9 protein-coding genes are annotated in these 10907 nt (G+C 67.3%); 7 read left to right on the plus strand and 2 right to left on the minus strand.

Features of this window, described 5'->3' with window-relative positions; translation table 11 throughout:
• Window positions 1-2256 (minus strand): ribonuclease E/G (locus Q0U08_RS12680; RefSeq protein ID WP_298091756.1); only part of this gene is annotated, 2256 nt, incomplete at its 3' end.
• Between the two features lie 519 nt (window positions 2257-2775).
• On the opposite strand from Q0U08_RS12680, the gene Q0U08_RS12685 reads away from it, so the two are divergent.
• From Q0U08_RS12685 to Q0U08_RS12705, 5 genes are all read left to right on the plus strand, one after another.
• The gene (locus Q0U08_RS12685) at window positions 2776-3963 is read left to right on the plus strand and encodes an N-acetylmuramoyl-L-alanine amidase (protein WP_298091757.1); all 1188 of its coding nucleotides are present in this window, start codon (window positions 2776-2778) and stop codon (window positions 3961-3963) included.
• Between the two features lie 45 nt (window positions 3964-4008).
• Window positions 4009-4950, plus strand: a complete 942-nt coding sequence (locus Q0U08_RS12690) for a rhodanese-related sulfurtransferase (RefSeq protein WP_298091758.1) — start codon at window positions 4009-4011, stop codon at window positions 4948-4950.
• A gap of 45 nt (window positions 4951-4995) precedes the next feature.
• Complete coding sequence (locus Q0U08_RS12695; protein WP_298091759.1) at window positions 4996-7479, plus strand: transglycosylase domain-containing protein; 2484 nt, start codon at window positions 4996-4998, stop codon at window positions 7477-7479.
• A gap of 89 nt (window positions 7480-7568) precedes the next feature.
• Window positions 7569-8696: a peptide chain release factor 2 gene (gene prfB, locus Q0U08_RS12700; protein ID WP_298091760.1), complete on the plus strand. Its 1128-nt coding sequence runs from the start codon at window positions 7569-7571 to the stop codon at window positions 8694-8696.
• A gap of 1 nt (window position 8697) precedes the next feature.
• Window positions 8698-9426, plus strand: coding sequence for a methyltransferase domain-containing protein (locus tag Q0U08_RS12705; RefSeq protein ID WP_298091761.1), 729 nt, complete (start codon window positions 8698-8700; stop codon window positions 9424-9426).
• On the opposite strand, the gene Q0U08_RS12710 is transcribed toward Q0U08_RS12705, so the two are convergent.
• Window positions 9418-9888, minus strand: a complete 471-nt coding sequence (locus tag Q0U08_RS12710) for a JAB domain-containing protein (RefSeq protein ID WP_298091762.1) — start codon at window positions 9886-9888, stop codon at window positions 9418-9420. The genes Q0U08_RS12705 and Q0U08_RS12710 overlap by 9 nt on opposite strands.
• On the opposite strand from Q0U08_RS12710, the gene Q0U08_RS12715 reads away from it, so the two are divergent.
• Both Q0U08_RS12715 and Q0U08_RS12720 read left to right on the plus strand, forming a co-directional pair.
• Window positions 9887-10681, plus strand: coding sequence for a thymidylate synthase (locus Q0U08_RS12715; protein ID WP_298091763.1), 795 nt, complete (start codon window positions 9887-9889; stop codon window positions 10679-10681). The two genes, Q0U08_RS12710 and Q0U08_RS12715, sit on opposite strands and share 2 nt — an antisense overlap.
• On the plus strand, window positions 10678-10907 hold a 230-nt coding region (locus Q0U08_RS12720), incomplete at its 3' end, for a dihydrofolate reductase (RefSeq protein ID WP_298091764.1). The genes Q0U08_RS12715 and Q0U08_RS12720, both read left to right, overlap by 4 nt.

Here is a 10907-nt window from a genome sequence, read left to right on the forward strand (position 1 = left end):
GGCAGGCGCTTCCGGGGCGACCGGCTCAGGCTCGGCTACCGGCAGCGGCTCGGGCAGGGCGTCCGCGATCGACTCGACCGGTTCGGCCGCTTCCGGCTCGGCGGTGTCGGCCACCGGCTCGTCCGCCTGTGCCTCGACGGTCGCCTCGCCACGGTTGCCGCGACCACGACGACCGCGACGGCCACGACGGCGGCGACCTTCTCCGGCCTCGGCGTCGGCTGCAGGCTCGGCGTCCTGGGCGTCGGCCTCGACCGCATCGACATCCTCGGCCGGCTCGGCTTCGTCGCTGTCGACCGCCTCGTCCTCGCCCTCGGCGGCCTCATCCTGCTGGGCCTCGTCCTGGCCACGACCGCGACGACCGCGACGGCGGCGGCGGCGCTTGCGACCATTGCCTTCGCCCTCGCCCTGCTCGGCACGCGGCCTTGCTTCCTCGGCGCGCTCCTCGACCTCTACCTCGTCCTCTTCTTCCTCGATCTCGTCGATCAGGTCGCTTTCATCCTCCTCGACCGGCAGCAGCGCATCGATCCGCGGCGGATGCGCCGGCGGTGGCCCCGACGCCTCGACCGACATGCGCGCGCCTTCTTCCTCGCGGTCGGGCAGGATCTCGACGGAGACGCCGTAGCGCTCCTCGATCTCGGCGATGTCGGCGCGCTTCTTGTTGAGCACATAGACCGCGGCTTCCTGGCTGGCGCGCAGCGTCAGGATCGAACCGCGGCCGCGTGCGGCCTCGTCCTCGATCAGCCGCAGCGCCGACAGGCCCGACGACGAGGCGGTGCGGACGAGGCCGGTGCCCTCGCAATGCGGGCACTGGCGGGTCGATGCCTCCAGCACGCCGGTGCGCAGGCGCTGGCGGCTCATCTCCATCAGACCGAAGGACGAGATGCGGCCGACCTGGATGCGGGCGCGGTCGTTCTTCAGCGCCTCCTTCATCGCCTTCTCGACCTTTCGGACATTGGAATGATTGTCCATGTCGATGAAGTCGATGACGACGAGGCCGGCCATGTCGCGCAGGCGAAGCTGGCGGGCAATCTCCTGCGCCGCCTCAAGGTTGGTCGCGGTGGCGGTCTGCTCGATATTATGCTCGCGGGTGGAGCGGCCGGAGTTGATGTCGATCGAGACCAGCGCCTCGGTCGGGTTGATGACGAGGTAGCCGCCCGACTTCAACTGGACGACGGGGTTGTACATCGCCGCCAGTTGATCCTCGACATGCGCGCGCTGGAACAGCGGCACGGCATCGGCATATTGTTTCACGCGGCGGGCATGCGCGGGCATCAGCAGGCGCATGAAGTCCTTGGCGTGGCTGTATCCTTCCTCGCCCTCGACGATCACTTCCTCGATATCGCGATTGTAGATGTCGCGGATCGCACGCTTGATGAGATCGGAGTCGCCATAGACGAGCGCGGGCGCCGACGAGGTCAGCGTCTTATCGCGAATACCGTCCCACAGGCGGGCAAGGTAATCGAAGTCGCGCTTGATCTCGGTCTTGGTGCGCTGAAGCCCGGCGGTGCGGACGATGCAGCCCATCGACGAGGGAAGCGCGAGATCGGCCATGATCGACTTCAGCCGCTTGCGATCGGCCGCGTTCGAGATCTTGCGGCTGATGCCGCCGCCATGGCTGGTGTTGGGCATCAGCACGCAATAGCGGCCGGCGAGCGACAGATAGGTGGTCAGCGCCGCGCCCTTGTTGCCGCGCTCTTCCTTCACGACCTGAACGAGCAGCACCTGACGGCGGCGGATGACGTCCTGGATCTTGTAGCGGCGGCGCAGGGACTGGCGACGCGCACGCAGCGCCTCGACCTGATCGTCGTTGACGGTGGCCTTTTTCGGGCGCGGGGCGTCCTCGCCCTCTTCGCCTTCGCTCAGATCGGCGTCGTGATCGGCGGGATCATGGTCGTGATCGTCCTCGCCGTCGAAATCCTCGTCATCCTCGGCGTCGAGTTCGGCGCGCAGGGCCGCTTCCTCGGCGGCATGCTCGGCCTCTTCGCGCAGCAGCGCTTCGCGATCCTCTTTGGGGATCTGATAATAATCGGGGTGGATTTCAGAAAAAGCGAGAAAGCCGTGGCGGTTGCCGCCGTAATCGACGAACGCCGCCTGAAGCGACGGCTCGACCCGGGTTACCTTGGCGAGATAGATATTGCCCTTGAGCTGCTTGCGCTCGGCGGATTCGAAATCGAACTCCTCGATCCGGTTATTCTTGACGACGGCCACCCGGGTCTCTTCCCGGTGGCGTGCGTCGATCAGCATACGCGTGGTCATTATATGGTCTCCACGCGCGCGCCGGGCCTGTGGGCTGCCGTCGCGCGCGGTAAATGGGTGCGGCGGCGCGGGGCGCCGGGTCGCAACGATGTAGGCGGAATGTGTCTGCGCGCTGCGCCGGCCCGGTGGGAGTTCCGGGCGCGACCCACGACGCCGCGACCCCGCCGGCAAAAGCCGGTCGGTCAGCGTAGTGGGGCAATTGCGGCATGCGAGCGTCAACCTGGTTGGCCGCGACGGGAAATCGCGCGGGCCGTGATACCCCCTTCGGCGCCGGAAAACGGCGTGACCCAAGGGGGCTTATCGGAAGCTAGCATCTCCGCGATATGACCGCAACCGGAACGATTCGGCCGGTCCTGCCGGCAAAAATTTGCCGAATGACGGATTAACCCCATTCCGCAACCGTAGAGACAGGTAGGCAGGTTTATACTCGCCCGATCGATCGAAGGGTCGAAAAAGGGTAGTGCGTTGATGGCTTTTCGCTGGACCGTCAGGACCGGATCGCGGCATGACCGAAGGGGCATGGCGACGCTGCTGGTTCTTCTTCTCGGGTGGTTCCTGCCCGGCCCCGCGCTGGCCGCGGTGGTTGAGCGCGTTCGCGTGGAGGAGGGGCGGATCGCGATCCGTTTCGACGGCGCGGTCGAGCGCGCGCGCAGCGTGGTGCCGAGCGGGCCGCGGCGCATCGCGGTGGACGTGGTCGGCGCGTCACCCGGCCATTTGCGCGTCCGCGACGGCTTCGTGCGCGGGGTGGAGCAGCAGCGCATCGCACCCGATACGACGCGCATCACCTTTCAACTGGCGCAGGATGCGGTGGTGCATGACGGCGGTTTCGACGGCGAGGGGCGCGAGCTGACGCTTTCGCTGCAGGCGGTGCCCGCCGGCTACACCCAGGCCAGTCTGGGCGGCGCGCTGGACTTCTTCCCGTTCCGCTTCGGCAGCGAGCCGCGCTACAAGCTGTCCATTCCGGTGCCGCCGCCGAGCAAGGCACAGCCATTGCCGCGCGTCGCCGGCAATGACAGTCGGCCGCTGGTGGTGATCGATGCCGGGCATGGCGGCGTCGATCCCGGTGCGATCAATCCGGAGACGGGCCTGCGCGAAAAGGACGTGACGCTGAAGATCGCCAAGGCGATCCGCGACAAGCTGCTGGAAAGCGGACGCGTGCGGGTGGCTTTGACCCGTGGCGACGACCGCTATCTCGTTCTACGCGAACGATATGGCATCGCGCGGCGGTTGCATGGGGATTTGTTTATTTCTGTGCATTGTGACAGCGTGGGCTCCGGGGATGCGAGCGGGGCGTCGGTGTACACGCTGTCCGAGGTGGCGTCCGACAAGGAGGCGGCGCGGCTGGCGGCGCGGGAGAACAAGGCCGACGTCATCGCAGGCGTCGACCTGGGCGACGAGGCGGCGGACGTTTCGTCGATCCTGATCGACCTGGCGCAGCGCGAAACCATGAACAGTTCCGCGGGGTTCGCCCGGTTGCTGGGGCGCGAGGCAAGGCCGCTGATCCCGACCAAGACGGTGTTCCACCGCATGGCATCGCTGATGGTGCTGAAGGCGCCGGACATGCCCTCCATCCTGTTCGAGACGGGCTATATCTCGAACCCGCGCGACGCCGCATTTCTGGACAGCCGCGAGGGACGGGAGAAAATCGCGGAAAGCGTGACGCGCGCGGTAGAGATCCATTTCGCGCGCAAAATGGCGGCGCGCTGATCGAAGTGGATAACATCCGCACAACGCCGTAAAGCGCGCGGCGTCATGATCCGCGTCTGTGCCCTGTACCGCTTTGCCCGCTTCCCCGATCCCGCCGCGTTGCGGTTGCCGCTGCTCGCGGTGGCGGAGGCGGCCGGGATCAAGGGCACGCTGCTGCTGGCAGGCGAGGGGATCAACGGCACGATCGCGGGCGGCCACGACGCGGTCGAGGCGGTGCTGGCGCATATCCGGGGCTTGCCGGGCTGTGCCGATCTGGAGGTGAAGGATTCGACCGCCGCGGCGATGCCGTTCCACCGGCTGAAGGTGCGCCTGAAGGCCGAGATCGTGTCGATGGGCGTGGCCGGCATCGACCCGACGCGCGAAGTGGGCACCTATGTCGCGCCCGCCGACTGGAACGCGCTGATCGCCGAGCCCGATACGCTGGTGATCGACACGCGCAACGATTACGAGGTGGCGATCGGCACCTTCGCCAATGCGGTCGACCCCGGCACCGCGAGCTTTCGTGACTTTCCGCAATGGTTTCGCGACCATCGCGACAAATTGCTGGCCGGCAAGGCGCGTGTCGCGATGTTCTGCACCGGCGGTATACGCTGTGAAAAGGCGACCGCGTTCCTGAAGGCGGAAGGGGTGGATGCGGTCTATCATCTGGATGGCGGCATCCTGAAATATCTGGAAACCGTGCCCGAGGACGAGAGTAGCTGGTCGGGCGAATGCTTCGTGTTCGACCACCGCGTCGCGGTGCGCCACGGGCTGGAACAGGGCGAGCATCTGCTGTGTCATGGTTGCCGGCTGCCGGTGAGCCCGGCGGATCGCGCATCGCCCTTGTATGAGGAAGGGGTGTCCTGCCCTGCCTGTCACGGCGTGCGCGACGACGCGGCGCGGGCGAGCGCGGCGGAGCGGCACCGGCAGGAGATGCTGGCGCGGGCGCGGGGTAGGGCGCATGTCGGCGCGCGGTTCGACGCGGCGCCCCGGGGCGACGACCGCTGATGGGTGGCAAGCGGGTGCGAACCTGCTACACGCCGGCATCGTAACATGGCGTCCGATCCTTCCTCCGCTGCATCCCCGACCCCGCGCCGGCGCCTTTTCGCGCGCTGGTGGGTCAAGGCGCTCGCCGCATTCGCGGTGCTGGCCGCGATCGGCGCGGGGCTGTTCTGGGTCGTGTTCATGCGCGACCTGCCTTCGGTCGATGCACTGAAAGCCTATGAGCCGCCGCTGCCGACGCATGTGCGCGGCATCGATGGCGCGCCGATCCAGTCCTATGCGCGCGAGAGGCGGGTGGAGCTGTCCTACGCCGAATATCCGCCGATGCTGATCCGCGCGTTCCTGGCCGCCGAGGACAAGACGTTCTTCGAGCATGGCGGCGTCGATTATCCGGGCCTGGCGGGCGCGGTGCTGGATTATGTGCAGAAGTTCGGCAGCGGCCGGCGCGCCAAGGGCGGATCGACGATTACGCAGCAAGTCGCCAAGAACCTGCTGATCGGCAATGCCTATTCCCCGACCCGCAAGGTGCGCGAGGCGATCCTGGCGTACAAGATCGAGGATACGCTGACCAAGCCGCAGATCCTGGAGCTGTACCTCAATCAGATCGCGCTGGGCCGCAATGCGTTCGGCGTGGAAGCGGCGGCGCATGCCTATTTCGACAAGGAGCTGGACGAACTGACGCTGGGCCAACTCGCCTATCTGGCGATCCTGCCCAAAGGACCGTCCAATTACGATCCGGTCCGCCATCCGGACCGGGCGCTGGCGCGTCGCAACTATGTGCTGCGCGAGATGCTGAAGAACAACTTCATCACGCGCGCGCAATATGAAAGCGCCAATGCCGAGCCGCTGGGCACCGTGCTGCGCCGGACATCGAAATATGAGACGGTGGGCGGCTATTTCGTCGAGGAAGTGCGCCGGCAACTGCTCGGCAAGTTCGGCGAGACCGCAAAGGACGGGCCGTACAGCGTCTATTCGGGCGGGCTTTGGGTCCGCACCTCGCTGGACACGCGGTTGCAGGATCTGGCCGCCAAGGCGCTGCGCGACGGGCTGATCCGCTATGATGGCGGGCGCGGCTGGTCCGGGCCGATCCGGCATGTCGATATCGATGGCGACAAATGGCTGCAGGCGCTGCTGAACACCAATATCGGCGTCGATTACGAGGATTGGCGGGCCGGCATCCTGATCGCGCGCGAGGGTGGCGAATGGTCGATCGGTTTCGCCAATGGCCGAACCGGCAGCTTGCCGCGCGCCAACGCGCAGATGCCGGTGCGTGGCAAGGGCGGCACCGCGTTTGCGGCACTCAAGGCGGGCGACATTGTCGCGGTGGCACCGTCGGGCAGCGACTTCGCATTGCGGTCGATCCCGCGCATTTCCGGCGGCTTCGTGGTGGAGGAACCGGCAAGCGGCCGGGTGCTGGCGATGCAGGGCGGGTTCGATGCGCGGTTGCAGGCGTTCAACCGCGCCACCCAGGCGCAGCGCCAGCCGGGTTCGACGATCAAGCCGATCGTGTATTCCGCCGCGCTGGACAATGGCATGACGCCGGCGTCGATTGTGGTGGACGGGCCGTTCTGCGTCGATCAGGGGGCGCGGCTGGGCACCAAATGCTTCCGCAACTTCGGCGGGTCGCGCGGGGCGGGGCCGCACACGATGCGCTGGGGCATCGAGCAGTCGCGCAACCTGATGACGGTGCGCACCGCCGCCACCGTCGGCATGCCGCGCGTGGTATCCACGATCAAGAAGATGGGGATCGGCGATTTCCCGCCCTATCTGTCCTATGCGCTGGGCGCGGGCGAGACGACCGTGTCGGCGATGGTCAATGCCTATGCAATCCTGGCGAACAATGGCCGGGGCGGTGCGCCCAGCCTGATCGACTTCGTGCAGGACCGGCACGGCAAGGTGATCTGGCCGGAGAATTGGCGCGCCTGCGATCGCTGCAATGCGCGCGATTATGACGGCAAGCCGATGCCGCGCCCGCAAAGCCGCCAGCGCCAGGTGCTGGATGCGATGACCGCATTCCAGATGGTCCACATCACCGAGGGCGTGATCCAGCGCGGCACCGCCACCGTGCTGCGCGATCTGGACCGCCCGATGTTCGGCAAGACGGGCACCAATAATGGCCCCACCGACGTGTGGTTCATCGGCGGCACGCCGCAATTCGTCGGCGGGCTGTATATCGGGTACGACTCCCCGCGTAATCTGGGTGGATATGCGCAGGGCGGCACGCTGGCCGCGCCGATCTTCAAGCAGTTCGCCGCCAAGGCCTATGAGGGGATGGACAAGCTGCCCTTCCGTGCGCCGGCCGGTATCCGCATGGTGCGGATCGACCGGAGCAGCGGGCGGCCGGTCTATGGCACCTTCCCGACCGGCAACGACCCCAAGCCCGGCGTGATCTGGGAAGCGTTCAAACCCGCCAGCGAGCCGCGCCGGGCGCGCCGCCGGCCGGGCCCCACGCCGACCGCGACGCCGGTGGCGACGCGTACCGCTCCACCACCGCGCGACAGCGACTTCTTGCAAAGAGAAGGCGGAATCTACTAGCGCGCGTACCTATATATTGCCGGCCGTGCGGCCGATCCGCCCGCGACGTTTCTCGGGCATCCCCGCACGACCACACAGGAGAAGACTTCATGCGCGCCGAAGCGCAGGCTCATGTCGATTCGATCAACGATGCGCTGGCGCTGTTGCGCCAGTCCCTCGATTGGGACCGCGCGCTGCGTCGGCTCGATGAACTGAATGCGCGGGTCGAGGACCCGACGCTGTGGAACGATGCCAAGCAGGCGCAGGACGTGATGCGCGAACGCCGCCGGCTGGACGAGGCGATCACGGCGACGCGCGCGATCGAGAGCGAGATGGCGGGCACGGTCGAACTGATCGAGCTGGCCGAGGCCGAGGGCGACCAGGAGCTTGCCGACGAAGGCGCGCGGTCGCTCGCGGAACTGGCGCAGCGTGCCGAGGCGGACAAGGTGAAGGCGCTGCTGAACGGCGAGGCCGACGCCAACGACACCTATCTGGAGATCAATGCCGGAGCCGGCGGCACCGAAAGCCAGGACTGGGCCGAGATGTTGCAGCGCATGTACACGCGCTGGGCCGAGCGGCACGGCATGAAGGTGGAACTGGTCGATTATCATGCGGGCGAGCAGGCGGGGATCAAGTCCGCCACGCTGCTGGTCAAGGGCGAGAACGCCTATGGCTATGCCAAGACCGAATCGGGCGTACACCGGCTGGTGCGGATCAGCCCGTATGACTCGTCGGCGCGGCGGCACACCAGCTTCTCCTCGGTGTGGGTCTATCCGGTGATCGACGATAATATCGAGGTCAACTACAACGAAAGTGACCTGCGCATCGACACCTACCGCGCATCGGGTGCGGGCGGTCAGCACATCAACACGACCGATTCGGCGGTGCGCATCACGCATATCCCGACCGGCATCGTCGTGCAGTGCCAGAACCAGCGTTCGCAGCACAAGAACAAGGCCGAGGCGTACAACCAGCTCCGCGCGCGCCTGTACGAGCGCGAACTGGCCGAGCGCGAGGCGGCCGCGAATGCGCAGAACGCCACCAAGACCGATATCGGCTGGGGCCACCAGATCCGTTCCTATGTCCTCCAGCCCTATCAGTTGGTGAAGGACCTGCGCACCGGCGTGACCTCCACCGCGCCCGGCGACGTGCTGGATGGCAAGCTGGACGACTTCATGGCCGCCGCCCTGTCGCAGCGCGTCACCGGAGAGACGGTGGCGGTGGACGACGTCGACTAACGTGTCGCGCTTGCCCGCCCTTCTCGTCCTGGTCCTCCTTCTTGCGGGATGCGACGGGTCCAAGCCGCTGATCAAGAACGAGCCCGACAAGCCCGGCCCGTTCCCCGCGGCGGACCGCCCGGTGGCGCATATCGTGTCGTCGCGCTGGTCGAACGAGGATGCGCGCGACCGGCTGCGCGAGGCGGATACGGTGATGAACCGCGCGCAGATCCGCCCCGGCATGACGGTGGCCGATATCGGCGCGGGCGAGGGCTATTACACGGTGCGCCTGGCCACGCGCGTCGGCCCCGAGGGGCGGGTGCTGGCCGAGGACATCATGGCGGACACGCGCGACAGCCTGGCCGAGCGCGTGGCGCGCGAGCGGCTGGACAATGTCAGCGTGCGGCTGGGCGAGCCGGCCGACCCGAAGCTGCCCGACAACAGTTTCGACCGGGTGCTGATGGTCCACATGTATCATGAGATCGCGCAGCCCTATGAATTCCTGTGGCGGCTGTTCCCGTCGCTTCGCAAGGACGGGCTGGTCGTGGTGGTGGATGCCAAGCGCGCAACGCGCGACCACGGCACGCCGCCCGCGCTGCTGAAATGCGAGTTTGAGGCGGTGGGTTTCCAGCAGGTCGCGATGATGGAGATGCCCTCGGCCGGCGGGTATCTGGCGACGTTCCGCGCGGTGGGGCCAAGGCCCGAGCCCGAGGCGATCCGACCCTGTCGAATGAAGCAGGGGTCAGAGTAGGCCTTCGTCGCGCAGGCTGGTGATGGCGTGCGCGGTGACGATCCAGTGTTCGGCGAGCCTGATGTCGAGAGTATCGAGCCCGATCGCCAGGCGGCGGGTGTAGCGCAGATCAGCCATGCTGGGGCGCGGATCGCCGTCCGGATGATTGTGGGCCAGCATCACGGCGGCGGCGCCGAACAGCAGCGCGTCGCGTGCGATGCGGCGGATCGGCAGGTGTACGCCGTCCGCATGGCCGGCGACGTGGCGGAGCGCCAACAATCTCCATTGCGGATCGAAATAGCCGATCGCGACCAGCTCGAACCGGGCGTCCGCGAGCCCGCGATGCAGAATTTGCGCAGCGTCGGGCAGGAACAGGCGGGGCGGTGGCGGCACCCCTTGCCCTGCCGGGTCGCGGCGCGGGGTGCACGTGCAAGCCCGACCATAATGGACGAGCGCGGTGCGGACCGCTACGCAGGCGGGCATGCGCCAATATCTTGATCTGATGGACCGTGTGCTCACCTCCGGCAGTCGCCAGATGGACCGGACGGGCACGGGGACGCTGTCCGTCTTCGGGCACCAGATGCGCTTCGACCTGGCCCGGGGCTTTCCGGTGCTGACCACCAAGAAGCTGCATCTGCGATCGATCATCGTCGAGCTGCTGTGGTTCCTGCGCGGCGACACGAACGTGCGCTGGTTGCAGGAGCGCAAGGTTTCGATCTGGGACGAGTGGGCGGACGAGGCGGGGGATCTCGGGCCGGTGTACGGCAAGCAGTGGCGCGACTGGGTGGCGGCGGACGGGCGGCATATCGACCAGATCCGGGACCTGGTGGAGCAGATCCGGACCCAGCCCGCCTCGCGCCGGCAGATCGTGACCGCGTGGAACCCCGGCGACCTGCATGCGATGGCGCTGGCGCCGTGCCACTGCCTGTTCCAGACGCATGTCGCGGATGGGCGGCTGTCGCTGCAACTGTATCAGCGGTCGGCGGATATCTTCCTGGGGGTGCCGTTCAACATCGCCTCCTATGCACTGCTGACGCACATGCTGGCCCAGCAATGCGGGCTGGCGGTGGGCGAGTTCATCTGGACCGGCGGCGACTGCCACCTGTACCTGAACCATCTGGAGCAGGCGCGCACGCAACTGGCGCGCGAGCCCGGCGCGCTGCCGCGGCTGGAAATCCTGCGCCGGCCGGATGCGATCGACGGCTATGAGGCGGAGGACTTCGTGCTGCACGATTACGCTCCCCAGCCGCATATCAAGGCGCCGGTGGCGATATGATCGTGATGGTGCTGGCCCGCGCCGAGAACGGCGTGATCGGGCGCGACGGGGCGCTGCCCTGGCATATCCCGGCCGACCTGAAGCGTTTCAAGGCGCTGACCATGGGCAAGCCGATGGTAATGGGGCGCAAGACGTTCGAGAGTTTCCCGGCGCCGTTGCCGGGGCGGCGGCATGTCGTGTTGACGCGCGACAGGGCGTGGCGGGCGGCGGGTGCGGAGGTGGCGCA

The sequence above is a fragment of the uncultured Sphingomonas sp. genome (genome assembly GCF_946477935.1).
Lineage (GTDB): Bacteria > Pseudomonadota > Alphaproteobacteria > Sphingomonadales > Sphingomonadaceae > Sphingomonas.